This is a genomic window from Rhizobium oryzicola (assembly GCF_030504645.1).
Classification (GTDB): domain Bacteria; phylum Pseudomonadota; class Alphaproteobacteria; order Rhizobiales; family Rhizobiaceae; genus Neorhizobium; species Neorhizobium oryzicola.
Map to the genome: position 1 here is coordinate 58554 of NZ_JAUKWQ010000011.1, position 25067 is coordinate 83620.

Below are 25067 nucleotides of genomic sequence, written 5' to 3' on the forward strand. Positions count from 1 at the left end.
CAATGACCACCGCAGTCTCGGAAGCTGCACCACCCCGCAACGTTTTGCGCCGCGTGTTAAAGCGTAAGACTGTTGCTGTCGGGCTCCTTGTCCTTGCTGTCTTTGTCCTGCTCGCGGTTCTCGCGCCTTGGATCGCGCCCTATTCGCCGTCAAAGCTTTCCATCGTCAACCGCCTGAAGCCGCCGGGCGACATATACTGGTTTGGCACCGATGAATTCGGCAGGGACGTGTTTTCCCGCACAATCTATGCGGGGCGCCTTTCGCTTCTGGTCGGCGCATCCGTCGTGGTTCTGTCAGCCGTGATCGGTGTCACGCTAGGCTTGCTGGCCGGCTTCTTCCAGAAGCTCGATACACCGATTGCCCGCCTGATCGACGCTATGATGGCCTTCCCCGACATCCTGCTGGCGATTGCGCTGGTGGCGGCGCTTGGTCCCTCGCTGACAACCGTCATCATCGCTCTGTCGGTCGTCTACGCACCGCGCCTTGCCCGCATCGTCCGCGCCTCGACGCTCGTCATTCGCGAGCTTCCCTATGTGGAGGCGGCAAGGGCGCTTGGTATCTCCACCTTTCACATCATGACGCGGCATGTGTTGCGCAACCTGATGTCGCCGATCCTGGTACAGGCGACCTTCCTGTTTGCCAGCGCCATGCTGGCCGAGGCCGGTCTTTCCTTCCTCGGGCTCGGCGTCAGTCCGGAAATTCCCACCTGGGGAACTATGATCGCCGCCGGACGCCAGTATATCGGCCAAGCTGACTGGATGACCTATTTCCCCGGCTTCGCCATCATTCTCTCGGTCCTGTCGCTGCAAATGGTGGGCGACGGACTGCGCGATATGCTTGATCCCAGACTTCGAAAGGACCTCTGATATGACCGGTGAAAAAGCGAGGAAACCGCTTCTCCTCACCAATGTGAAGCCGATGGCGTTCGGCGGCGCGGCGAAAACGGACCTCACAGACGTCCTGATCGGTGCAGATGGCAACATTGCCGAAATCGGTCCTCGGATTGCCGCTCCCGCAGATATTGAGCGCATCGATGGCAAGGGTGCTTGGATCTCCCCCGGCTGGGTAGACCTGCATGTGCATATCTGGCATGGCGGCACGGATATCTCCATCCGCCCCTCCGAATGCGGCGCGGAACGCGGCGTCACGACGTTGGTCGATGCGGGCTCGGCGGGTGAGGCAAACTTCCACGGCTTCCGTGAGTACATCATCGAGCCATCGCGAGAGCGCATCAAAGCCTTCCTTAATCTCGGTTCCATCGGTCTGGTCGCCTGCAATCGCGTGCCGGAACTACGCGACATCAAGGACATCGATCTTGATCGCATCCTCGAATGCTATGCGGAAAACAGCGAACACATCGTAGGCATCAAGGTACGCGCCAGCCATGTGATCACGGGCTCCTGGGGCGTGACCCCGGTCAAGCTCGGCAAGAAAATCGCCAAGATCCTCAAGGTGCCGATGATGGTGCATGTGGGCGAACCGCCCGCCCTCTATGACGAAGTGCTGGAGATTTTGGGGCCCGGTGACGTGGTCACCCACTGCTTCAATGGCAAATCCGGCTCAAGCATCATGGAGGATGAAGACCTCTTCAATCTGGCCGAACGCTGCGCCGGCGAGGGCATCCGCCTCGATATCGGCCATGGTGGCGCCTCCTTCTCCTTCAAGGTGGCGGAAGCAGCCATCCAGCGGGGTCTCTTGCCCTTCTCGATTTCCACCGATCTGCATGGGCATTCGATGAACTTCCCGGTCTGGGATCTCGCGACAACCATGTCCAAGCTGCTCTCGGTCGGGATGCCGTTCGACAAGGTTGTCGAGGCGGTCACACACAATCCGGCATCGGTCATTCGGTTGTCGATGAATGATCGCCTAGCCGTTGGTGCGAGAGCGGATTTCACGGTGTTTGATCTGGTGGATGGCGATCTCGAAGCCACGGACTCCAATGGTGATGTGTCCCGGCTGCGGCAATTGTTCGAGCCTCGCTATGCGGTGATTGGTACCGAGGCGGTTGCAGCCAGCCGCTACGTGCCACGCGCCCGCAAGTTGGTGCGCCACAGCCATGGCTATTCATGGCGGTGAACGCCTCATCCGATTTTGCAAGACAGGAGAAGGCGTGATTACGTCCCCAATCCATGCTGAAAGCGACCACGGGTCCCCAGCGCAGAACCCTTACGAAAGGTTGTCGGCCCTTGGCATCGTGCTGCCGCCGCCGCCGCCGCCTATCGCCAATTTCGTGACACATGTGCGCGAAGGCAATATCCTCTACCTCTCGGGTCAGGGACCGCGTGAGGCCAATGGGTACATGCACGCAGGCAAGGTCGGCGCGAATGTTACCGTCGAGGAAGCCTATGTTCATGCCCGGCTAACAGGCATCAATCTGCTCTCCGTGATGCAGGAGGCGCTTGGCAACCTCTCACGCATCAAGCGGGTGGTGAAACTGCTCGGCATGGTCAATGCCATCCCGGAATTCGAAAGCCATCCGCAGGTCATCAACGGATGCTCGGATCTGCTCATCGAAGTCTTTGGCAATGCCGTGGGCCAGCATGCGCGCTCCGCCGTCGGCTTTGGCTCGCTTCCCGGCAACATCACGGTCGAAATCGAAGCGATTGTGGCGCTCAACGACTAGGAGGACGTTAGTGGCTGCGCCATCCCATCACTTTTTCGATCCGTTCGGCAGATGCACGCACATGGTCCGTGTAGCGACTTTCATCGGACGCGACCTTCTGATCCGGAAGCACGATCGAAATGGTCGCGACGCACTGACCATCCCTGTCGCAGATCGGCGAAGCAATGCAGGCCACCGCATAATCGGATTCCGCAACCTGGATCGAAAGCTTTTCATCAAAGGCTTTACCGGCGGAATCGGACAGCGTTTTCGGGTCGATTTCGGCGCGTCCCGTCGGAGACGAGCGCGCACAGCGCTTGAACAGGCTGATACGCTCCGCTTCCGGCAGATGGCCCACAAGCAACCGGCCGGAGGCCGCCCAGTTGAGTGGAATACGCGTGCCGACACGGGATGCGACCTGGAAGTGGCTCGGACCGTCGGCCATGGCGAGAACCAGCATATGGTCGCCATCGCGCCCGCAAACCTGAACCGTCTCGCCCACCTCGCGGCACAGATCATGCATTTCATGCGTGGCGACGCTCATGAAATCCAGCGAGCGGGCATAGGCAAGGCCGTAATGGTAAAGCCGCGCACCGAGCCAGATTGCGCCCTCGCTATTTCGCGCCAGCATGTTCTTTTCCACCAGATCGTCGATGATGACATAGACGGTAGAAAGCGGCGCCTTGATCGCCTTGGCAATGGCATAGGCACCAGCTGGCGCGCCCGTTTCATAGAGATAATCGATGACCTGCAGCGCTCGATCGATGCCGCTGACACGCGAGCGGCGGCCACCACTTTCCGTCGATTCACCGCTTTCGCCGGTCTTGCCGGAGGCCGTTGTGGATGAAGTTCTCGCGTCCAATTCAACGCTCCTCGTCTCGTTTCGAGAGGCTATTACGTTACTATGGCATAGCTGTCGATGGCAATCGTCAGCCTGCCTTCAAACTGGAGAGACAGAATGTCAGATGATATCCGCCAACGGATCGGCCTTCGCCCCGTCGTCAATGTATCGGGCACGATGACAAGCCTCGGCGCATCCATCGTCGTTCCGGAAGCCATTAAGGCGATGACGGAGATCCTGCCGCAGTTTGTCGAGGTGAATGACCTGCAGCGCAAGGCGAGTGCCTTGATTGCACGACTGACGGGGGCCGAGGCTGGCTTCGTCACCGCCTCCTGCGCGTCCGGTATCAGCCTAGCGGTTGCCGGCGCGATCACCGGTCCCAATCTCCTTGCCATCGAGAGACTGCCGGATGTGGCGCCGGAAAAGAATGAAGTTATCGTTCAGATGGGCCATGTCGTCAGCTACGGCGCACCGGTCGATCAATCGATCCGGCTGGCGGGCGGCAAAGCGGTCATGATCGGGCAGGCAACCTCGACGCATCGCTTTCACATGGAGCAGGCGATCAACGAAAAGACCGCTGCCGCCGTCTTCGTGGTCTCACATCATGTGGTCAATTATGGCCTGCTGCATCTGACGGAATTTGTCGAGATTGCCCATGCCAAGGGCGTGCCTGTCATCGTGGATGCGGCGTCGGAATACGATCTGAAACTCTTTCTGGCGCAGGGTGCCGATATCGCCCTCTATTCCGGCCACAAGTTTCTGGGCGGCCCGACATCCGGCATCGTTGCCGGAAAGAAGGAACTCGTCCGCAATGCTTTCCTACAGAACATGGGCATCGGCCGCGGCATGAAGGTCGGCAAGGAAAGCATTGTTGGCGTGATGGCGGCACTGGAAGCCTGGGAGAAACGCGATCATGCGGGCATTCGCGAGCGGGAAACCGGCTATCTGAACCTTTGGAAAAGGACCCTGGACGGCCGCCCCGGCATCACAGCCCTCATCGAGCCCGACCCCACCAACAACCCGCTGGATCGTATGCGGGTCATCGTCTCGCCCCCTGACGCGCATATCACTGCCTGGGATCTGGCAGCAGCGCTTGGCCGGGGCAACCCGCCGGTCATCGTTCGCGACCATGAGGTTGAACACCACTACTTCTATCTGGACCCCTGCAATCTCCATCCGGGGCAAGAGGTGATTGTGGCAAATCGTCTTGCGGAAGAGCTCGATAAGGCACGCGCTTCCAACGAGATCATCGCAACGCCGCTGGAGGATCGCAGTCGCCACCGGTTCGATGGAATGCTGCGCTGGCCCGACTGATCGCCTCGGCCAACCATCGGGATCTGCAGGAAGGGAATGAGCATGAACCCCTCAACGAACTGCACGACATCCGCCATTGAGCAGGTTCTCAATGTTGAGAACCTGACCACATCCTTCCGCGTGGATGGGGCATGGAAGCCGGTTGTTCGCAACGTTTCCTTCTCTGTGGCTCCAGGCGAAACGGTTGCGATCGTCGGTGAGTCTGGGTCCGGCAAAAGCGTGACCTCGCTTTCCATCATGCGGCTGCTGTCGCCCGACATGAGCCGTATCGACGGCCGTATTTCGTTGAACGGACGGGAGCTCTTGTCCCTTCCCGAGCACGAGATGCGCAAGGTGCGCGGCAATGAGATCTCGATGATCTTCCAGGAGCCGATGACGAGCCTCAACCCGCTCTTCACCATTGGCGACCAGATCTCCGAGGCCCTGCTGTGCCATAGCGACATGTCGGTCAAGGAAGCGAGAGCTGAAACCATCCGCCTGCTGGAAAAGGTGCGCATTCCCTCGGCCGCTTCCCGCTTCGATGAATATCCGCATCGCTTTTCCGGCGGCATGCGCCAGCGCGTGATGATTGCCATGGCGCTGGCTTCCAAGCCGAAGCTGCTGATTGCCGATGAACCGACGACGGCGCTGGATGTGACGATCCAGGGGCAGATCCTCGACCTCATCAAGATGCTGCAGGAGGAAGAAGGAACCTCGGTTCTGTTCATCACCCACGATATGGGCGTGGTGGCGGAAATCGCGGACCGGACTGTCGTCATGCTGCGTGGCGAGCAGGTGGAAACCGGTGCGACGGCAGACATCTTCCATCGCGGCAAGCACCCTTACACCCGCGCTCTGCTGTCCGCGGTACCGGTGCTGGGCTCCATGCAGGCGCATGATCGCCCTGTGCGGTTCCCGATCACCGATAGTACGACAGGCGTTGTCAGCCAGCCGATTGAAACGCCTGACACGGTTTCGGGCACCAAGCCCCTTCTCGAGGTGAAGGGCCTGACCAAGCGCTTCGATATTCATGCCGGCCTTTTCGGACGCCTGACGGGACGCGTGCATGCCATCGAGAACGTTTCCTTTGATCTCTACAGGGGAGAGACGCTGTCGCTTGTGGGCGAATCCGGCTGCGGCAAATCCACCACCGGACGGGCTATCATGCGCCTGATCGAGCCGGATGCCGGCACCGTCCTCGTCGAAGGCCGGGACGTGCTTTCGCTGGACAAGCACAACATGCGTGAAATGCGCAAAAGCGTGCAGATGATCTTCCAGGACCCGTTCGCTTCGCTGAACCCACGCATGACGGTGGGGCAGGCGATTGCCGAGCCTTATCTGGAACACAAGATGGGCACCGCGAAACAGGCAAAGGATGTCGTGGCCGACATGCTGGTCAGGGTCGGTCTTTCACCAGACATGGCCAACCGATATCCGCACGAATTCTCAGGCGGTCAAAGGCAACGCATCTGTATCGCCCGTGCGCTCGCGCTTCAGCCCAAAGTGATCGTGGCGGATGAAAGTGTGTCGGCGCTGGACGTCTCGATCAAGGCGCAGGTCATCAACCTGATGCTCGACCTGCAACAGAGCCTCAACCTCTCCTTCCTATTCATCAGCCATGACATGGCGGTTGTCGAGCGTGTCAGCCATCGTGTCGCGGTCATGTATCTCGGCGAGATCGTGGAGATCGGGCCAAGGGCGTCCGTGTTCGGCAATCCGCAACATGAGTACACGAAGAAGCTGATGGCGGCGGTACCCATCCCTAATCCTGATGTGAGGCGAGAAAAGCGAGGCTCCCCGGTAGACGAGCTTCGCAGTCCGATACGGGAGCCGGATTATCAGCCGGTTCAGAGGAACTATCGTACTGTCAGCGACGGTCATTTCGTCGCGGTCTAAACGTCGGGTCTGCCTTTATCGCGATCGACCGCGTGATGCTGGGGCAGGCGTAATTCCACGGAGAAGCCCGGCCCATCATGATCAACGATGAGCGCCTCACCGCCATGCGCACGGGCAATGCCGCGCACGATGGATAGGCCGAGACCGGAACCGCCGCGCGATCGCGTGCGGGAATCATCTGCGCGCCAAAACCGTTCAAAGGCCTTTTCACGATTTTCCGCAGGAAGGCCCGGGCCAGTGTCGGAGCAGCGTACAAACAGATAGTCCGCTGTCTTTCCGGTTTTCAGCGATACGATGCTGCCTGGGGCGTAACGCCTGCAATTGTCGACCATAGCCAGGATTGCTTGGCGAATGCGTGTCCGGTCGGCATGTGTTTGCGCATCTTCCAAATCGGTGTGGATCTTGATGCCTGCCTGTCGCAAATCTTCCTCGACAGAGGCGAGAACCGAAGCCACCTCCAGCGGCAGATCTACCTCGGACAGGTCGAGCGCGAGTTGCCCTACATTGGTCAAGGCAAGGGTGCGGAGCTCTTCGACGATGGTGGACAGATCATCCACATGCACGATTAGACGGTTATAAAGTTCAGGTGTCGGCTGAAATGCTCCGTCCAGAAGCCCCTGCAAGCGGCCGCGCAGGATTGTCAGCGGTGTGCGCAGCTCATGGGCAATCGACGAGTTGGAATATTTAATCTCTGCTTCCGCCTTTTGCAGGCGTTCCGCCATGGAGTTGAAATCGTGGATCAGGCTTTTGGCCTCTCCAAAGGCAGTACCCACGGTTTCGGCGCGTGCCGAAAAATCGCCCTCGGAAATCAGCCTCGCTGCTCCTGCTACCGATTTCAGAGGCCGAACGATCTGCTGCGCCATTCGCCACCCAACGAACGACGCAGTGATGACACCCGTGGAGAGAATAACCGCCAAAAGCACGAAATCGCTCGTCTGCCACTTCTCATCGAAAACGGCATCGGGATAGAGCCATTCGTAGATGAAAAAGTAATAGGCCATGAAGCCGAAATACATGACGGCAAAGGCAACGAGCGTCAGACCGACCATTGCTCGGACAATGTGGGTATTCAGCGTGTTAGACATGGAGTTCGCTCAGTTTGTAGCCAACGCCACGGACGCCGGTGAGCAGCCGATCTGCTCCGGCCGCGGCGAGTTTGCGCCGCAGGTTGCTGACATGGCTGTCAACCGTCCTGTCCAGCGCCTCACCTTCAGGCAGGCAGGCATCTACGAGCTCCGATCGCTCGAACACCCGGTTTGGTGACGCCGCCATATGCGCCAAAAGCCGGAATTCCGTCCGGGTTAGCTCAAGCATACGTGGACCTTCCGCCGCCTCCACCGTTGCCGTATGCGCCTCCATATCCACTGAAAGCATCCCGACCCGCCTGACCTGCCGGAGACTGCCGCCGATTGTTCTGCGCAGGATCGCTTTGGCACGCGCCACCACTTCAAGCGGATTGAACGGTTTGACCACATAGTCGTCCGCTCCAAGCCGCAGGGCTTGAAGTTTGTCCAGATCTTCCGCCAGCGCGGTAACCATGATAACGGGCGTATTGCTGCGCCTGCGCACGGCGGCCAGCACTTCGAAGCCGTCCTGGTCGGGAAGCTTGACATCGAGCACGATGAGATCCGGCTTCAGGCGGACATGGTGCGAGAGGCCGACCGATCCATTGGCAGCAGAGACCGTCCGGAAACCTTCCCGCGAAAAATACACTTCCAATATTTCCGCAATCTCCGGTTCGTCCTCGACGATCAGAACGAGCGAATTGTCCATGATTGGTGTTCCGCAGTGATTTGTCTGAGGGAAGGAAGCCGTGTGCCGGGGCAAACGTCAACCGGGCAAAGGCTGCCTCCATGAAACCTGCACACAAACTGCGCTGTATCTGCCGCCGCTCAAAGTGATGTGTGACCATCGAAAGGGACGCATCATGTCGGACACCAATTCCATTCTCCTCAGCCTTCTGATTCTTGCCACCGCAATGATGACGATGAAGACCGTCGTCGACGTTCCACTGCAGGCACGGCTGCCCATTACCCTTCAGCATTGGCCGATGCGATGAGCTGGCTTGGGCAGTGACGCAAGCCATGGATGCAACAAATATGACTGCTGCGGACCTATGCTCGGCTTGGCTGAGAAGCGCCCGTATTCTTGGTTTGCTCCTGCTGCCTTTGCTGGCAGGATGCCAGATCCAGGACCTGAGGCCGCAGGCCAAGGCGCCAGCACTGCCGGCTGCCTATCAGGGGAAGAACGCCGCGATCCAGGCCAGCGGCATAGCGCAGGTGTCTTGGTGGCAGGCGTTAAGAGATCCGATGCTGGAACGCCTGATGGCGCAATCTCTGGCGCAAAACCTCACGCTTGTGCAGGCCCAGCAGCGGCTTACGGCGGCAAGGGCGCTGGCGCATTCATCCATTGCCGCCTATTCGCCCAATGTCGGCCTCAACGCGCTTGCCCAGGGCGGAACGGCGAAAGCAACCCGGGATGATCCGACGCGTCGGCCTTTGCAGGTTAACCTAGATGGAGGGTGGGAAGTATCCCTGTTTGGCCAGAAGGGGCTGACCCGTATTGCTGCCGATGCATCTGCCGGGATGGCGGCGCAGGATGTGGAAGCAGCCAAGCTTGCCGTCATGGCGGACGTCGCGTCGGCATATACGCGGCTGCGCGCACGGCAGCAGCGTCGAATGATCAACGAGGCGCTCATTGGCCTGCTCGGCAAGAATCAGGTTCTTGAGCAGACGAAGGCCAAAACGGGTCTGCAGGCTCCTGTTCAGGCGGATCTTTACCGCATGGAGATGGAAGCAGCAAAGCTGGAAAGATCCCAGCTGGAAGCATCGATCGCTGACACGCTCCAGCAAATCGCCACTCTTCTGGGCACAGCATCCACTGATCCCGGGCTCGCGGCGCCTGCAACCCAGCCGGTCGTCGGTAAGACCGCGATCGCGGCTCGTCCCGCCGATCTATTGCGCCAGCGACCCGATGTGCGCCGGGCCGAACTGGTCGTGCTTCAAAGCGGTGCAGAGGTCGGTCTCGCTGAGGCGGATCTTTATCCGAAGATTCAGCTTTCCGGCATGATTGGCATAGGCACTGCGGTTGCGGGTTCAGTTTTCAGTGCCATGGGCGGTTCGTCCATCCAGCTGCCTCTTTTTGATCAAGGCAAGCGCCGCGACATCGTCACAGCTCGAAAGGCACAGCTGGAAGAAGCCATGGCGGCCTATCGGCAAAACGTTCTGTCCGCTTATGAGGAAGCGTCAGCTGCCTTGCGTGCATGGCAGCTTGCGAAGCAGAACACGGCGCGCCTGACAGCTGATCTCAAAGCAGCAGATGCAAAGCGCAATGCTGCAAACCTTCTCCTTCGTCAGGGCCTTGCCGACGCTTCTGGTTCGCTTGGCGCTCAGATTGCGGTTCTGCGTCTGCGCGGTGAACTCGTGGATTCCGTCGAAAGTGAAAGTCTGGCCTTCGTTCTCTTTTCAAAGGCAATTGGGGGCTCACCCGCGGGTGGCTTGGCGGTTGCCTCAGGACGGCAGGATGCGGGCCGATGATCTCGATCGCACGAAAAACCCTGCTGCACGACTGGCGGCGCTTCTTGCCGGCGGCGGTCGCCGTTGCCTTCTCCGGTGTTCTCATGACGGTTCAGGGCGCATTGTTGCTCGGCATCGTCAGCGCCAACGCACTTTATGTCACGCAATCCAGTGCGGATTATTGGGTCGGATTTCCCGGGACGCAAAGCGTGGAATTGGGGCGCACGGTGCCCGCCGATACAGCGGCGGAACTTTATGCAGAGGCCGGCGTTTCCCATACGGAGCCACTTCTGATCGGTTCGGGGGATTGGCGCGCTGCCCAGGGAGGTGGTGTCAGCGTCACCATTATTGGCATTGAAAGTGCGGCGGACGCCAAAGGGCTGGATCGTGTTATCCCGCGCGCCCTTCGCAACCTACTGAGTGCTCCGGGCGCGATTGCCATTGATGCCGCCGATGCCGGCAAGCTATCAGTGAAGCTGGGTGACCGGGCCGAAATCAACGGGCGCGCCGTGGAGCTTATTGGCTTCATCGATGGGCTGCGGGGCTTGGGCGGCGTGAATGTCGTTGCCTCCCTCCAAACTGCTCGCACGCTGGATACTGCCTTGCCGGCCGATGGTGGTGCGACCTACTTTCTCTATAATGTGAAAAGAGCCGGCGAGGGCGAAAGCATCGCCCGGCGCCTGAACAACCGCGGATCTCCACCTCGGTATGAAGTGTGGCGGGCGGGCATGCTGGCCGACATGTCCACGCTCTACATGCTGCTGGATTCCGGTGCCGGCATTGCCTTTGTATTTGCAACGCTGATCGCGATGCTGATCGGTGCCGTAATCACAAGCCAGACCTTGATGGCTGCTGTCGCGGGTACGATCCCGCAATACGCGACCTTGCGCGCACTCGGCGTACCTTTCCCTCGTCTGCGCAAGATCGTTGTCGAGCAGGCCGCTTGGGTCGGACTGGCTGGGCTCGTCGCAAGCCTGGTTATCAGCCTCACGATTGCACTTCTCGCCGCGATATACCGGGTTCCGTTCGATCTTCGCATCAGCGTGATTGCAGGCGCATCCGGCGTCGTGCTGCTGGTCGCCATGGTCGCCTGCATGCTTGCCATTCACCGTCTGCGGGATGCCGACCCCGCTTCGCTTCTGAGGTAGACATGCGCCCTGTTCTCCAGGCAACCCACATCGAGAAATCATTCAATGTGCAGAATATCCGAACGAGGGCGCTCATTGATGTCACCGTCGATATTTGCCGCGCGGAATTCACCCTGATGATCGGCCCTTCCGGCTGTGGTAAAAGCACGCTTCTCGCCATCCTCAGCGGCATGTCATCTCCGGATCAGGGGGCGGTCCATGTGGGTTCGTTTAACCTCTCGGAGCTGACCGATGAACAACGGGATCTGTTCCGGCTCAAATATTGCGGCTTCATCTTCCAGGGCTTCAACCTGTTTCCGGCCTTGACGGCGTTGGAGCAGGTGCAGGTGCCGCTGGATTATATGAATATTCCGGAGGACGAAGCCAGGGAACGTGCGCTGTTGGCGCTGGACCATGTGGGGCTTTCGAAACGCAAGCATTTGCGCCCTGCCGAAATGTCTGGCGGCGAAAAGCAGCGTGTGGCAATCGCTCGTGCCATCGTGAAGCGACCCGTCATATTGTTTGCCGACGAACCGACCAGTGCGCTGGATAGCGAAAACGGTCGCAATGTCATCGAAATTCTCCGCGCCACGGCGAAAGAGACGGGCACCGCCGTCCTGTGCGTCTCCCACGATATGCGCCTGCTCTCCAAGGCCGACCGCGTTCTCCAGATGGAGGATGGCCGGCTGTTGCGCGATGAGCGCCCCAATGCAGTTTCCCAATCGACAGAACGAGACGTTCCATGAAGCTCAAGCGCTCTTTCAGATATATCGCGATGGCAACGGCGTCAGCCATCATCCTCCCTGCGGCCCTCTGGCTCAGCGCCAACGCTCCGAATGCCGAGGAGGATCAGGCCAGCGAACAGCGCGCAGCCCAACCGATCCTGGCGGCGGCACGCGGTGTCGTGGAAGTTGAGGGCGGATTATTGAAGATCACCGCGCCTCGTGACGGACGCATCCTGTCGATTGAAACGGCGGAGATGAGGTGGGTTCAAGCTGGAGACGTTCTGGCAAAGCTCGATAGCCGGCAGGAGGAACTCGCTGCAAAAATTGCTGAAAGCGAGGTGGGACAGGCAGAGGCACGGCTGCGAATGGTTCGAGCCAAGGCGAAAGCCGCAGCCAAACTTGCAGAACGTATGCAGCAGGCAGCCAGCGGCAAGGCTGTGTCCGATCAGGCCTTGGATGATGCCATTGCAGCGAAAAACGATCTCACAGCCGAAGCAGATATCGCGGTCGCCGCTCTCGAGGCTGCCAAGGCAAAAGCGGCACTCGCTGCCCGCGAAGTTGAGATGCGCATTGTTCGAACGCCAACGGATGGGGTTGTCATCCGGCAGGCCGTAAAGTTGGGCGACATGGTTTCGCTGCAGGCCATGACCGATATGTTTACGCTGCTGCCTGCGGGAGACAAGATCGTGCGTGCAGAAATCCCGGAACAGTTTTTGGATGGGGTAAAGCCGGATGTCGAGGTTGAGGTGTTCAGCGATGATCGCGCGGTAAAACCAGTGCCGGGTCGTATCCTGCGCATCTCTCCGGTGCTGATGCAGGCCACCGGTCAACTGGCCAACGAAAGAAACGATACCCGCACGGCCACATCCATCATTGCAATCCGTCAGGATGCATCGCTGCGCGTCGGCCAGCGGGTTATGGTGCGTGTCTATAAATAAGCTTCGATTATAGACTGTCGCGCCCAACTCTTGACGTGGGCGCGGCAAGAACTTGAAGAGCTGCACCTGGCGAACCTCTCGCCTCACCAAGCCCCTGATGGCTCGGTATTGCATCGATCTGCGAGCTCTTTCTACTGGCAAAGTGTGCCCGAGATTTGGCGACGTTGAAGCTACAATTCCGTGTGCTTAGGTTGAGCAACGTGCCTGCTCCCAGAATGCGATCGCTCTTACGTCATCGCGTATGAAAGAAACCGCCGCGGTGACTTGACAGTTCACTTTGCCTCGGTCGGTGTCGCATCGACTATGTGGTCTCGGTAAATCACATATATTTATTAAGGTATTATATAAATCAGGACCCGCCATGCTTTGGTTGGCATGACGGGTACTTTGTTTTTTCATCCCATCGGGGAAAAATCTAAGCCCAAATACGTCAGGGTCTGTCCGTGCTCTGCGTGGTCTCGCTTGGCCGCTTCGTGCGCATCACCGTGAGGATGAAAACGAAGAAGGCCGGAACGAAGAACACCGCCAGCACGGTGGCCGATATCATGCCGCCGAGAACACTCATGCCGATGGCATTCTGGCTGGCGGCGCTGGGTCCCGTTGCAATCGCAAGCGGAACGACACCCAGCGTGAAGGCCAGCGATGTCATGATAATCGGCCGGAACCGCAAGCGTGCCGCATCAACCGCCGAATTCAGCAGTGACCTGCCTTCGGCGTAGTAATCCTTCGCGAACTCTACAATCAGAATGGCGTTCTTTGCGGACAGACCGATGATCGCGATGAGACCCACCTTAAAGTAGAGGTCGTTGCCGGTACCTGCCGCGATGACGGCGAGCACGCACCCGATTACCCCAAGCGGAACGACGAGCATGACCGAGAGCGGGATTGACCAGCTTTCGTAAAGCCCAGCAAGCAGCAGGAAGACGAAGAGGATCGACAGACCGAACAGCAGCGGTGCTTGAGCGCCGGAGGTGATTTCCTCCAGCGATTGCCCCGACCATTCGTAGCCGAAGCCTTCCGGCAATTGCGCAGCCAGTTTCTGCATTTCGGCAATGGCGGCACCCGAAGACTGCCCCGGCTTGGCTTCGCCCGTGATGCGCACCGTGGGGTACCCGTTGTACCCGACGATCTGTGGGTCGCCCTTCTTCCATTCCGCAATGGCAAATGCCGACAGGGGCACCATGCCGCCGCTGGCATTGCGGACGTTGAGTTTCATGAGGTCTTCCGACTGCATACGTGCACGGCTTTCAGCCTGAACGATAACACGCTGCATGCGCCCCGCATTGGGATAGTCGTTTATGTATGACGAACCGAGATTGGCTGTGATGGTATTGTTGATCTCTCCAAACGTCACGCCGAATGTATTGGCCTTTTCACGATCGATAACGAGAACGACCTGCGCCGATTCCGGCAGTCCCTCGACGCGCACATTCGTCACGACATCGCTTTTGGCAGCCAGCGCCATCAGGGCGCCCGCTGCAGACTTCAACGCCGCCTGACCCTTGCCACCGCGATCCTGCAGGCGGAAGGAGAAACCATTGGTCGTGCCGAAGCCTTCGATCGGCGGCGGAGATAGAGCAAACGAGGTAGCGTCCTTGAGCGCAAACAGCTGCATGTTGGCGCGCTGCGCGATCTCATCCACTGAATTGCCCTTGCCGCGCAGGCTCCAGTCCTTGAGCGTCACAAAGGCAAGGGCGGCATTGGGACCGTTGCCGGAGAAGCTGAAACCCTGGACAGCGAACACATCCTTGACGGCTTCCTCACCCTTGAAGATCGTTTCGATCTGCTTCACCGATGCCAAAGTGCGGTTGGCACTCGCTTCGGACGGCGCCTGGATATCAACCAACAGGAAGCCCTGGTCTTCATTGGGAACAAAGGAGCTGGGGATCTGGACGAAGACATAGGCAAGGCCAGCCACCAGCGCGAGGTACACAACCATCATCCGTCCGGCGCGACGAGTCATGCCTTTGACCTTGTGGGTGTAGCCAGACGTCATCCGGTCAAAGCCGCGATTGAACCAGCCACCCAAACCCTTCTTTTCATGATGCCCCGCCTTGATGGGGCGCAGGAAGGTCGCGCAGAGCGCGGGTGTTAGCGACAGCGCAAGAAATGCCGAGAATAGGATGGATACCACCATTGTCAGCGAAAACTGGCGATAGATGATACCTGATGCGCCGGGAAAGAACGCCATGGGAATGAACACGCAAGCCAGAACCAGCGTGATGCCAAGGATGGCGCCGGTGATCTGACCCATCGCCTTCTGCGTCGCCTCTTTTGGAGACAGCCCTTCCTCCGCCATAATGCGCTCGACATTTTCCACGACGACGATTGCATCGTCGACGAGAATGCCGATCGCCAGCACCATGGCGAACATGGTCAGCACATTGATTGAGAAGCCTGTGGCATACATCACGGCACAGGTGCCGAGCAAGGCCACGGGTACCACAAGCGTCGGGATGATCGTGTAGCGAAGGTTCTGCAGGAAAACGAACATCACCACGAAAACGAGCACGAGCGCTTCAACCAGCGTGCTCAGGACCTTTTCGATCGAGGCGTTCACGAAAGGCGAGGTGTCATAGGGAATGGAATATTCCACACCCTGCGGGAAGAACTTCGATAGCTCCTGCAATTTTGCCTTCACGGCCGCCGATACCGCCACCGCATTGCCGGTGGAGGAAAGCTGGATGGCAAGGCCCGCAGAAGGCTTGCCGTTCAAACGGCTCGAAAATGTATAGGTTTCCGCGCCCTGCTCGATCCGAGCGATATCACGCAACCGGACGGTCGATCCATCCGCATTGGCGCGAAGGATGACATTGCCGAATTCCTGCGGCGTTGCCAGCTGGCCCTGCACGATAACGGTTGCGGTCAGATCCTGATTGATCGGGTTTGGCGAAGCACCGATCTGGCCGGCCGCAACCTGGGCGTTTTGTGCCGTGATGGCGGCATTCACATCGGCGGCGGTGAGGTTCAGGCCGACCATTTTGTCCGGATTGATCCAGACACGCAGCGCCCGCTGGGAAGCAAATAGCTGTGCACGACCGACGCCGGGAAGGCGGCGGAGTTCGCCAATGACACTTCTGTTGATGTAGTCGCCGAGCGCGATTTCATCCATCCTGCCGTCATTGGAGGTCAGTGCGGCAATGAGCAAGAAGCCCGCATTTGCTTCTTCCACTGTTACGCCCTGGGAACGAACTGTTGCAGGAAGTCGTGCCTCCGTACGCCGGATTGCGTTCTGCACATCGACTGTTGCCTTGGCGATGTCCGTGCCCGTCCTGAACGTCGCGTTGATGCCGACGGAACCCGTATTATCGGAGGTCGACTCGAAATAGGCGAGCCCCTGGACACCGTTCAGCTCCTCCTCAATCAGCCGCGTCACACCTTGGTAGATCTCCTGCGGCGATGCACCCGGGTAGCTGGTGGAGATCGAAAGCTGTGGCGGCGCTACGGAGGGATATTGCGAAACCGGCAACATCGGAACGGTGATGATGCCCGCAATCATGATGAAGAGAGCGAAAACCCAGGCAAGTACGGGTCGCTCAATGAAGAACTTAGCCATGTCTGTTCTCACTTCGCCTTATCATCTGCGGCGGATTGCTTGGGCGACGACCACACCTCTGGCACGACCTTGGCCCCGGGCTGGATCTTCTGGGCGCCATCGACAATAATCGTCTCCCCCGCTTGAAGCCCGGAGAGCACGATCCATTCCGCATCGATGGCTGCACCGAGCGCCACCTGACGCGTCTGGGCTGTGTTATCCTTGGCCAGCACATAGACCTGTGGCTTGCCATCAGCATCCCGGGTAACGGCGCGTTGCGGAACAGTGAGGCCGCTTTGCTGGATTGCTTGTTCGACGCGCACGCGCACATACATGCCCGGTAACAACTCGCCGCGATCGTTCGGGAATTCTGCCCGCAGCATGACCTGCCCTGTGTTCGGGTCCACACTTGCGTTGGAGAAAAGCAGCTTGCCCGCTTGCGAATAGGTCTCGCCGCCGTCGAAAACCAGTTCCACGCGGGCCGCTCCAGGGCTGGGGCTCGATAACTTGCCCTCCGCCACGGCGCGCTTCAGTGCCAGCAAATCCTGCACCGACTGCGTGAAATCGACGTAAACCGGATTGACCTGCTGAATGAGAGCCAAGCTGGACGTGCCCTCGGCAGTCACCAGTGCACCTTCAGTCACGAGCGCGGCGCCAATGATGCCCGTGATGGGGGCGCGTACTTCGGTGTAATCGAGATTGATCTTCGCCTCGTCGAGAGCCGCTTGCTGCAGGGCGACTTCCGCATTGGCTTGGGCCAGATTGGCTGCGGCCGCATCAAAATCGACGCCGGTCGAGACACTTCGCTCCCGAAGTGTCTTTTGACGGTCGAACTGTTGCTGGGCATTCACCTGAACAGCCTTGGCCTTTTGCAGGGAAGCTTCAGCGCTCTGCACCCGTACCTTGAACAAACGGGGATCAATCCGATAGAGGACCTCGCCCTGCTTGACGACACTACCCTGCTGAAAAATTCGCTCCTGAAGAATGCCGGAGACGCGGGCACGCACTTCTGAAACGCGCGTTGCGGCAATGCGCCCCGGCAGTTCGCTCATGAACGGAATGGGGTGCGTCTTCAGGGCTATGACGCCAACGGCGGCCGGTGGGGCCGCAACGCCTTCCTGCGCATGCAGATGAGTAAGGGGCGTTAAAATCATGCTGGCGGCAATCAGGCACAGCTTTAGGCGCGGCAGTTGGCTGCGGCGTGTCATGCGTTTCTCCTTGTCGCGGATTGTGTTTATCTGGGCGGGCGCTCAGCTCTACTCAGGAAAGATGGTGTAGATGGCCCGGATGGCTTCGAGGATTTCCCGTCGTTCCGCTTCCGGAAACGTATGGAAACCAAAGAGTTCCGTGCAGTAGAAACCGGTCAGCGCGAGATAGGCCAGCAGTGCGGCCCTGGGTTTCGGGCCGGATGCCATGGCCTGCAGGTCCGCTGTGGTCAATTCCTGCATGTGGAGGCGCAGCTTGTCGTCATCCGCCATCGAAGCACTTATGGTCGTGGCAATTGCTCGGTCGCTTTCACTGATCGGCTGCTCCAGCGCAGCAATTCGCCCGAAAAGTTCCGGATGCGGCGTGTCGCCATGTGCTTGCACAGAGGCGTCGATACGTTCCACTTCGGCTTTGATTTCCCGCTCGATGAGCGCATCCAGCAAAGCGCTTTTTGACTTGTGGTCGTACACCACCGTCGCCTTGCTAACGCCCGCCTCCTGCGCCACGGCGTCAATCGACAGGCCGGTTGCTCCTAGCTTCACCACCACGCGCGCGGCGGCATCCAGAATCTCGTCTTTTGATATCTTGCGATTACGGCCCATCAGGCACCTCCAAATCTCAGTTGCCTTTTTTACGAACGATCGTATATAAATGCAAGAAATAAAAACGAACGTTCGGATATTTTGTAGGCAGACTGAAAATGGCACTTTCGTACCGCTGGCTCGTGCTCTTCGCCGTGATGATGGCGTTTCTCCCGGTCGTGATCGACATGACGATCCTACATATCGCGGTGCCGACTCTGACCATCGCGCTCGCCGCCACCGGCACCGAGATGCTTTGGATCATCGATAGCTATGCTCTGGTCATGGCGGGCCTTTTGGTGCCGATGGGAACGCTTGCCGATAGGGTCGGCTATCGGCGGATCATGCTGATAGGTCTTGGCATCTTCGGTATGGCCTCCGTTGCCGCGGCCTTTTCGCCAAATGCAATCAGCCTTATTGCCGCACGCGCCGCACTCGGCCTCGGATCGGCGATGATCATGCCCTCCGTTCTCGCGCTCATCCGCCAGACTTTTGAAGACGATAAAGAGCGGGCGATGGCGCTTGGCATCTGGAGCGTTGTTGGCATGGCGGGCGCTGCCGCCGGCCCGCTGGTTGGCGGTCTGCTGCTGGAACATTTCTGGTGGGGCGCCGTATTTCTGGTGAACGTGCCGGTGATGTTGGTTGTGATCCCGATCGTCTGGACATTGATTTCCGACCGTCCAGGAAATCTCCAGACTCCGTGGAAGCTTGGTCAAGCACTGGTCCTGATCCTCGGCCTCATGCTAAGCGTCTACGGCGTGAAGACCGCCTTCAAGGCCGGTTTTGCCATCAGCGCTATCGCGCCCCTCACTATCGGCCTTGTGCTGCTTGGGTGGTTTGCTCGCATGCAGGTTCACTCCGAAAGCCCCATGCTGGATCTCGCGCTGCTTAGCAAGCCAGCAATCTCGGTGGGCATCCTGATGGCCTTTGTAACCAGCGGTTCACTTGCGGGGTTCGAACTTTTACTGGCACAGGAACTACAATTCGTGCTTGATAAGACGCCGCTGGAGGCTGGCCTTTTCATGCTGCCGCTTGTTGTGGCCGCTGCGGTAGGCGGCCCGATCGGTGGTCGGCTGCAACATTGGCTCGGCTTGAGAGCGGTTGCATCTGCCTCCATGGCTGCTGCGGCGATCTCCCTTGCTGCACTCGCTCTCGTAGACTTTCAGAGTCCGGGTTTCGTGACGCCGGCTTTGCTGGCTCTGCTCGGCTTCTCTCTGGGGGTTGGCCTACTTGCCTCGTCAGTTGCTATTCTCAGCAGCGCTCCGGCGGACCGGGCGGGGGCTGCAGGAGCCTTGGAAAGCACCGGGTATGAGCTCGGTGCCGGTCTCGGCGTGACTGTCTTCGGCGTGCTGGTCAACTCCATATACCGGCATTCCTTCGAAGCACCGGCCACCGCACCGGCAAGTGCCTTCAACTCGATCGGCGAGGCGATGACCGCTGCCAGGACAGTTGGCAGCAGTGCTGGTGGCGAAATCATCTCGGCAGCAAAACTCGCCTTCATGCATGCACACGGCACCGTTCTGATGGGCGTTGCGGTCCTGACCGGGCTGCTGGCTATTGCCGTTTACCGAGTTCTTCAAGGCTCCGAGAGCCGGTCGCGTCTCCACTGAACGTCCACAGAACGTCATCACATGATGCAAGGCGGGATGCTGCAATCCTGCCCTTACCATTGACTGCACCCATAATCTAAGCAGCAGGAAAACAAGAAGGTTCCGATGACACGCATTATCCTGGTCGAAGACGATAGGTTGTTCGCGCGCATATTGCAGTCGTCGCTCATCCAGAACTCCTACCGGGTAGACTGGTTTGAGACAGAGGCAATCGCGATCCAGGCGATTGCTGAGACGCACTATGATCTCGGCATATTCGACGTATCATTGTACCGGACGAGCGGACTGGACCTTGTTCGAAAGCTGCGTTCAGCCGGCAACCATCTGCCTGTCCTGATGCTGAGTACCTTTTGCCGATCCCAGGATCGTACAGAAGGTCTCGACAGCGGCGCGGACGACTATCTCGCAAAGCCTTTCGACATGGCTGAATTCCAGGCCAGGATCAGGGCGCTTTTGCGCAGGCAGAGGCATGCCGTTGACGAACCGCTCCGCAGTGGCGACGTCGAACTGCATACCGACGCGATGATTGTGAGACGCAATGACAGAATAATTCGGCTCACTCTGAAAGAATTCCTGACCCTTCGCATCCTCATGGAGCGCTCTGGTCGATACGTGTCCAAGGCGGATATTGAGTATGCAATCTATGATGTCGACACACTGGTGGAAAGCAATGCGATCGAGGTGACAATCTACACGCTGCGCAAGAAACTGGGTTCGGACTTCATCCGTTCCATCAGGGGCGTCGGCTACACCGTAGAACGCACTGGTGCGGAGAGGACCAGGGATGTCTGCGATCATCACCGATCCAGGATTGCTTGACGATGAAGTTGTGCGTCAAGGTTTGTCGACCTGAAGTCCTGATCTGCGCCGAGTGACCCCCAGCCGAAAATGCCGCTATCTCGCAGTCTACAGCGACAGCCCCGTGCCGCGGTCGAAGACATGCACCTGTTGTGCCGCAACCGCGGCCTGGAAAGGCATGCCATGGCGGGCCGGGAAAGCGCCATCGACCACGGCCGTCACCGGCTCGCCCGCCAGCGTGAAGACGACATGGGTCTGTGCGCCCGTCGGCTCCACCACTAGTGTCTGCCCGCCCACAACCGTGTCGCCCGTATCGCCAGCCACGAAATGCTCCGGACGGATGCCGAGTTTCACCGCCTGCCCACGCTTGACCTGACGTGCTAGGTCCAGCCTGACGATTGTCCCATCGGCAAGGCGCGCCGCAGGCTGTCCATTCTCCGCATCCACATCCGCATCGAGAAAATTCATGGCTGGCGACCCGATGAAGCCGGCGACGAACAGATTGGCGGGCGTGCGGTAAAGGTCGAGCGGCGTGCCGACCTGTTCGATATTGCCGCCGTTCAGCACCACGATCCGGTCAGCCAGTGTCATGGCCTCGATCTGGTCATGCGTCACGTAGACGGAGGTGGTGCCAACCTTCTGGTGCAGCGTCTTGATCTCGGTGCGCATGGCAACGCGCAGCTTCGCATCAAGGTTCGACAGCGGTTCATCGAACAGGAAGACGGCAGGATCGCGCACGATGGCGCGACCCATGGCCACGCGCTGGCGTTGACCGCCGGAGAGCTGGCTGGGTTTGCGATCCAGGAGATCGCCGAGCGCCAGCATCCGAGCCGCTTCCGCAACGCGTTTTTCGATGTCGGCTTTGGCAACGCCTGAAAGTTTCAGGTTGAAGCCCATGTTCTCCGCTACCGTCATATGCGGATAAAGCGCATAGGACTGGAACACCATGGCGATGTTGCGCTCGCGTGGGGTCAGCGCGTTGACGACATTACCGCCGATGACGACCTCGCCATGGCTGATATCCTCAAGCCCCGCGATCATGCGCAGCAGCGTCGATTTTCCGCAGCCGGAGGGGCCGACCAGCGCAATGAATTCGCCATCTGCGATAGACAGCGATACGCCATGGATCACTTCCAGCGCGCCATAGGCCTTGCGGACATCTTTTAGTTCTACTGATGCCATTTCACTCTCCGAATTACGATTTCACCGCACCGGCCGTGAGGCCTGCGATGATGTGTTTCTGCGCCAGGAAGAAGACGATGACGGTGGGCAGGATGGTGAGCGTGATGAAGGCCAGCACCAGCTGCCATTCCGTGCCGAACTCGCCGCGATAGACCATGATGCCGAGCGGCCAGGGGTATTTCGTCTCGGTGTTCAGCATGATCAGCGGCAGGATGTAGCTGTTCCAGCTGTTGACGAAGGTGACGATGCTGACGGTTGCCACGATCGGTCGCGAGAGTGGCAAGGACACATACCAGAAGAAGCGGATATAGCCGCAGCCATCAACAAAGGCCGCCTGAAAGAGTTCGTCCGGAAGGTTTCTAAAATAGTTTCTGAACAGCAGGATGCTCATGCCGAGCCCGAAGGCCACCTGCGGCAGGATCACGCCCCAATAGCTATCCAGCAAGCCTAAATCCCGGATGCGGATGAAGAGCGGCAGGATGGCGGTTGCGACTGGGAACATCAGGCCGATCAGAAAATAGTTCATCAGCTGCGCCGAGCCGAAGAACTTCACATGCGCGAAGGTGAAGGCGGCCATGGCGGAGACGACCACCGTCAGGAATACGGAGATGACCGCAATGAGTAGGGAGTTGCCCATCTGCCGCCAGTAGCGTTCGCCGAACAGAATGTCGGTGTAGTTGGACCACACCCATTGATGCGGCAGGCCGAACGGGTTGACGCGCAGATCTCCCAGCGACTTGAAGCCGCCGAGCGCCGTCGTCATCAGAGGCACGAGCACGAGGCAAGCCACCAGCGACAGCGAGGCGTAGAGATAGAGGCGCGTTCCCGCCGTCATTTTGATGCCAGATGTCGTATCAGTCATGGCGCATGAAGATCCGTTTGTAGCCAAAGGCGAGCGTGACGCAGATGACGAAGAGCACGACGCCGACCGCGCTGCCGAGGCCCACCTGCATGCGCGTGACGCCGTAAGTGTAGAGGAAGGTCACCATCGTCTGGGTGGAGTTGGACGGCCCGCCGCCCGTCAGCGGCATGACAAGATCGAAGAGCTGCAGGGAGCCGATGATCGCAAAGAAGACGGACAGCCTGACGGTGGATGCGAGAAGCGGCAGCGTGACATAACGGAACTTCTGCCAGCCGGTGGCGCCATCGATCTCGGCGGCCTCTAGGACGCTGCGGTCCACGGCCTGCAGGCCGGCGATGTAAAGCATCATGTGGAAGCCGAAATATTTCCACACGATCACCGCCAGCACTGCGTAGATGGCGAGACTGCGATCCGCCAGCACGTAAGGCGTCGCGACACCGAAGAAACCGGCCACGGCTGCAAAGAGGCCGTAGTCACCGTCATAGACAAAGCGCCAGATCAGGCCCGCTGCCACATCGGCAAGGACGTAGGGAAGGAAGAAGATCAGCCGGAAGGCAACGACACCGGCGATCTTGTGCGCCAGCATCATTGCCAGCCAGATCGCCAGAGGGATCTGCAAGAGCAGCGAGATCAAAATGATCAGGCCGTTATTGATCAGAGCCTGCGAGAAGGCGGCATTGTTGAAGAGAACGGTAAAATTCTTGATGCCGATGAATTCGGTCGGTGTGCCGTAGCCGTTCCAGCGGTAGAGGCTGTACCAGGCGGCCTCGCCCATCGGCAGGATGACGAAGAGCGTGAAGAGCAGTAACGCCGGTGGCAGGAACAGGATCAGCACCGGCAAACGCCCGCGTGCTGTGGGGCTCTTGTATTTCACCGCGCTTTTGGCGGGGGCCGGCCGCGCATAGGTAGCCGCCGTCATATCCGTCATGCCTTCGTCTCCTCCTCGAATCCGTCTCGCAAGAACCGCCAGTCCTGCTGGCGGTTCTTGTTTCGCAGAGGCGCTATTCCAGCGCGCGCGCATCCTGGATCATCTGTGCGCCATCCTTTGGCGACATATTGCCGGAGAGGATTTCCACCGAGACATCGTTGACCACTCGCCCGACGGATGGCCCGAGATCCTGGTCAAAGAAGTTCTGGTGCCAGGTGGACCCCGCCAGTTGATCGGCGGCCTCCCGCATCAGCGGGTTCTTCAAGGAATCTTCTGCGCCCAGCGCCGCCGGAATGATCATGCCAGCTGCCGCCATCTTGCGCTCCTGCTCGGGGCTGGTCAGGTATTTCAGGAAGTCCACTGCGGCGGGTGACGCCTTCTTGGTGATGGCCCAACCGTTCAGGCCACCCAGCGTGTCTGTCGCCTTGCCTGCGCCACCTTCAACCGCGGGGAAGGGGAAGCGGCCAATATTGTCGGCCGCCAGTCCCTTGCCGTCCCCGGCATTCTTGGCCTGGTTCGGTTCCGTGTTTTCGAAGCCCAGCAGGATCGCGGCTTTGCCATCGCCGAACACGCCAAGCGTCTGCGGCCAGGTGGCGCCGAGATAGCCGCCCTGGAACGGCTGCAACTTGCCGAGTTCCGCTAGCTGTTCGCCGGCCTTGATGATCGAGGGATCAAGGAAGCCATTGCCCTCGTTCTTCTTGGCCTTATCGAACACCGCCTGGCCGCCATTGCGCATGACCAGATAGCTCCAGTAGAAATGCAGCGGCCATTTTTCGCCACCACCACCAGCAATCGGGGTGATACCGGCATCCTTCAGCGTCTTTACCGCCTTCAGGAAGTCGTTCCAGGTCTTGATGTCCTCGGCCTTTACGCCGGCCTTCTGGAACAGCTGCTTGTTATAGAAGAAGGCAACCGTCCCCATGCGATAGGGAACCGCATAGGTCTTGCCGTCAAAGGTCAGGCCGTCGAGGGCCGCAGGCTTGTAGGTTTTCGCCCAGGCGCCGCCATCGGCCTTCATGTCACTCGTGAGATCCTTGAGAGCGCCTGTCTGCGCCTGCTGGCGCAGTACGCCGCCGCCCCAGCTATAGAAGAAATCCGGCGCCGCATCGGATTGCAAAAGCGTCGGCAGCTTTGCCTTGAACGCCTCGTTTTCCAGAAACTGCAATTCGACGCGCACGTCCGGATGCGCGGCATGGTAGGCGTCGGCGATCTCCTGCCATACCTTGATGTTGGATGGGACCGTCTCGACATGCATCCACTTCACGACGGTTTCCGCACGAGCGACAGCCGCGAAACTTCCCAGTGCAAGTGATGTGGCAATCGTCAGACGAACGAAACGGTCGGCGCGCGGGCGCGCCGTCTCCTGGTGATGCGTCATCCTTTTCTCCTCCCAAGGTGCGCATTTATTCCTCAACACGTACAAAATCA

General features: G+C 59.2%; 22 protein-coding genes. 12 read left to right on the plus strand and 10 right to left on the minus strand.

Annotated features, from left to right (window positions below; genetic code table 11):
• The first annotated feature begins 2 nt into the window (after nt 1-2).
• Genes Q2T52_RS22565 through Q2T52_RS22575 form a run of 3 tightly spaced genes read left to right on the plus strand, consistent with a single transcriptional unit; the run spans nt 3 to nt 2623 of the window.
• The gene (locus tag Q2T52_RS22565; protein ID WP_302079250.1) at nt 3-866 is read left to right on the plus strand and encodes an ABC transporter permease; all 864 of its coding nucleotides are present in this window, start codon (nt 3-5) and stop codon (nt 864-866) included.
• Nucleotide 867: 1 nt separating this feature from the next.
• On the plus strand, nt 868-2076 hold the full coding sequence (locus Q2T52_RS22570; RefSeq protein ID WP_302079146.1) for an amidohydrolase/deacetylase family metallohydrolase: 1209 nt from the start codon (nt 868-870) through the stop codon (nt 2074-2076).
• 34 nt (nt 2077-2110) lie between these two features.
• Complete coding sequence (locus Q2T52_RS22575; RefSeq protein ID WP_302079147.1) at nt 2111-2623, plus strand: RidA family protein; 513 nt, start codon at nt 2111-2113, stop codon at nt 2621-2623.
• 7 nt (nt 2624-2630) lie between these two features.
• Here Q2T52_RS22575 and Q2T52_RS22580 read toward each other — a convergent pair whose 3' ends face one another.
• Nucleotides 2631-3464, minus strand: a complete 834-nt coding sequence (locus Q2T52_RS22580; protein ID WP_436799576.1) for an IclR family transcriptional regulator — start codon at nt 3462-3464, stop codon at nt 2631-2633.
• 96 nt (nt 3465-3560) lie between these two features.
• Here Q2T52_RS22580 and Q2T52_RS22585 point away from each other — a divergent pair, with 96 nt between their 5' ends.
• Together Q2T52_RS22585 and Q2T52_RS22590 are read left to right on the plus strand one after the other, a co-directional pair.
• On the plus strand, nt 3561-4757 hold the full coding sequence (locus tag Q2T52_RS22585) for an aminotransferase class V-fold PLP-dependent enzyme (protein ID WP_302079148.1): 1197 nt from the start codon (nt 3561-3563) through the stop codon (nt 4755-4757).
• Between the two features lie 42 nt (nt 4758-4799).
• Nucleotides 4800-6632, plus strand: a complete 1833-nt coding sequence (locus Q2T52_RS22590; RefSeq protein ID WP_302079149.1) for an ABC transporter ATP-binding protein — start codon at nt 4800-4802, stop codon at nt 6630-6632.
• Here Q2T52_RS22590 and Q2T52_RS22595 read toward each other — a convergent pair.
• Together Q2T52_RS22595 and Q2T52_RS22600 are read right to left on the minus strand one after the other, a co-directional pair.
• Entirely contained in the window at nt 6629-7717 is a 1089-nt protein-coding gene (locus Q2T52_RS22595; RefSeq protein WP_302079150.1) for an ATP-binding protein, read from the minus strand. The genes Q2T52_RS22590 and Q2T52_RS22595 overlap by 4 nt on opposite strands.
• Nucleotides 7710-8405 carry a response regulator gene (locus Q2T52_RS22600; RefSeq protein WP_302079151.1) on the minus strand — a complete coding sequence of 232 codons (696 nt, stop codon included), beginning with the start codon at nt 8403-8405 and terminating at the stop codon, nt 7710-7712. The genes Q2T52_RS22595 and Q2T52_RS22600 overlap by 8 nt, the downstream gene beginning before the upstream one ends.
• A 154-nt stretch (nt 8406-8559) precedes the next feature.
• Here Q2T52_RS22600 and Q2T52_RS22605 point away from each other — a divergent pair, with 154 nt between their 5' ends.
• Genes Q2T52_RS22605 through Q2T52_RS22625 form a run of 5 tightly spaced genes read left to right on the plus strand, consistent with a single transcriptional unit; the run spans nt 8560 to nt 12937 of the window.
• A complete protein-coding gene (locus Q2T52_RS22605) occupies nt 8560-8691 on the plus strand; it encodes a hypothetical protein (RefSeq protein ID WP_302079152.1) in 132 nt (43 codons plus the stop codon).
• A 40-nt stretch (nt 8692-8731) separates the two neighbouring features.
• Nucleotides 8732-10168 (plus strand): TolC family protein, encoded by a 1437-nt coding sequence (locus Q2T52_RS22610; RefSeq protein ID WP_302079153.1) that lies wholly within the window; start codon nt 8732-8734, stop codon nt 10166-10168.
• Complete coding sequence (locus Q2T52_RS22615; protein ID WP_302079154.1) at nt 10165-11295, plus strand: ABC transporter permease; 1131 nt, start codon at nt 10165-10167, stop codon at nt 11293-11295. Before Q2T52_RS22610 ends, Q2T52_RS22615 begins: the two co-directional genes overlap by 4 nt.
• A gap of 2 nt (nt 11296-11297) precedes the next feature.
• Entirely contained in the window at nt 11298-12020 is a 723-nt protein-coding gene (locus Q2T52_RS22620; RefSeq protein ID WP_302079155.1) for an ABC transporter ATP-binding protein, read from the plus strand.
• Nucleotides 12017-12937, plus strand: a complete 921-nt coding sequence (locus tag Q2T52_RS22625) for an HlyD family secretion protein (RefSeq protein ID WP_302079156.1) — start codon at nt 12017-12019, stop codon at nt 12935-12937. Before Q2T52_RS22620 ends, Q2T52_RS22625 begins: the two co-directional genes overlap by 4 nt.
• A gap of 430 nt (nt 12938-13367) precedes the next feature.
• On the opposite strand, the gene Q2T52_RS22630 is transcribed toward Q2T52_RS22625, so the two are convergent.
• Genes Q2T52_RS22630 through Q2T52_RS22640 form a run of 3 tightly spaced genes read right to left on the minus strand, consistent with a single transcriptional unit; the run spans nt 13368 to nt 18280 of the window.
• A complete protein-coding gene (locus Q2T52_RS22630; RefSeq protein WP_302079157.1) occupies nt 13368-16493 on the minus strand; it encodes a multidrug efflux RND transporter permease subunit in 3126 nt (1041 codons plus the stop codon).
• Nucleotides 16494-16501: 8 nt separating this feature from the next.
• A complete protein-coding gene (locus Q2T52_RS22635; protein ID WP_436799577.1) occupies nt 16502-17680 on the minus strand; it encodes an efflux RND transporter periplasmic adaptor subunit in 1179 nt (392 codons plus the stop codon).
• A 48-nt stretch (nt 17681-17728) separates the two neighbouring features.
• Nucleotides 17729-18280: a TetR/AcrR family transcriptional regulator gene (locus tag Q2T52_RS22640; protein ID WP_302079158.1), complete on the minus strand. Its 552-nt coding sequence runs from the start codon at nt 18278-18280 to the stop codon at nt 17729-17731.
• Between the two features lie 98 nt (nt 18281-18378).
• Here Q2T52_RS22640 and Q2T52_RS22645 point away from each other — a divergent pair, with 98 nt between their 5' ends.
• Together Q2T52_RS22645 and Q2T52_RS22650 are read left to right on the plus strand one after the other, a co-directional pair.
• Nucleotides 18379-19869: an MFS transporter gene (locus tag Q2T52_RS22645; RefSeq protein ID WP_302079159.1), complete on the plus strand. Its 1491-nt coding sequence runs from the start codon at nt 18379-18381 to the stop codon at nt 19867-19869.
• Nucleotides 19870-19974: 105 nt separating this feature from the next.
• Nucleotides 19975-20688 (plus strand): response regulator transcription factor, encoded by a 714-nt coding sequence (locus tag Q2T52_RS22650; protein WP_302079160.1) that lies wholly within the window; start codon nt 19975-19977, stop codon nt 20686-20688.
• 87 nt (nt 20689-20775) lie between these two features.
• Here Q2T52_RS22650 and Q2T52_RS22655 read toward each other — a convergent pair whose 3' ends face one another.
• From Q2T52_RS22655 to Q2T52_RS22670, 4 genes are all read right to left on the minus strand, one after another.
• Nucleotides 20776-21849 carry an ABC transporter ATP-binding protein gene (locus Q2T52_RS22655; protein ID WP_302079161.1) on the minus strand — a complete coding sequence of 358 codons (1074 nt, stop codon included), beginning with the start codon at nt 21847-21849 and terminating at the stop codon, nt 20776-20778.
• A 13-nt stretch (nt 21850-21862) separates the two neighbouring features.
• A complete protein-coding gene (locus Q2T52_RS22660) occupies nt 21863-22711 on the minus strand; it encodes a carbohydrate ABC transporter permease (RefSeq protein ID WP_302079162.1) in 849 nt (282 codons plus the stop codon).
• Nucleotides 22704-23639 carry a carbohydrate ABC transporter permease gene (locus Q2T52_RS22665; protein WP_302079163.1) on the minus strand — a complete coding sequence of 312 codons (936 nt, stop codon included), beginning with the start codon at nt 23637-23639 and terminating at the stop codon, nt 22704-22706. Before Q2T52_RS22665 ends, Q2T52_RS22660 begins: the two co-directional genes overlap by 8 nt.
• A gap of 73 nt (nt 23640-23712) precedes the next feature.
• Nucleotides 23713-25017 carry an ABC transporter substrate-binding protein gene (locus tag Q2T52_RS22670; RefSeq protein WP_302079164.1) on the minus strand — a complete coding sequence of 435 codons (1305 nt, stop codon included), beginning with the start codon at nt 25015-25017 and terminating at the stop codon, nt 23713-23715.
• Nucleotides 25018-25067 lie beyond the last annotated feature (50 nt).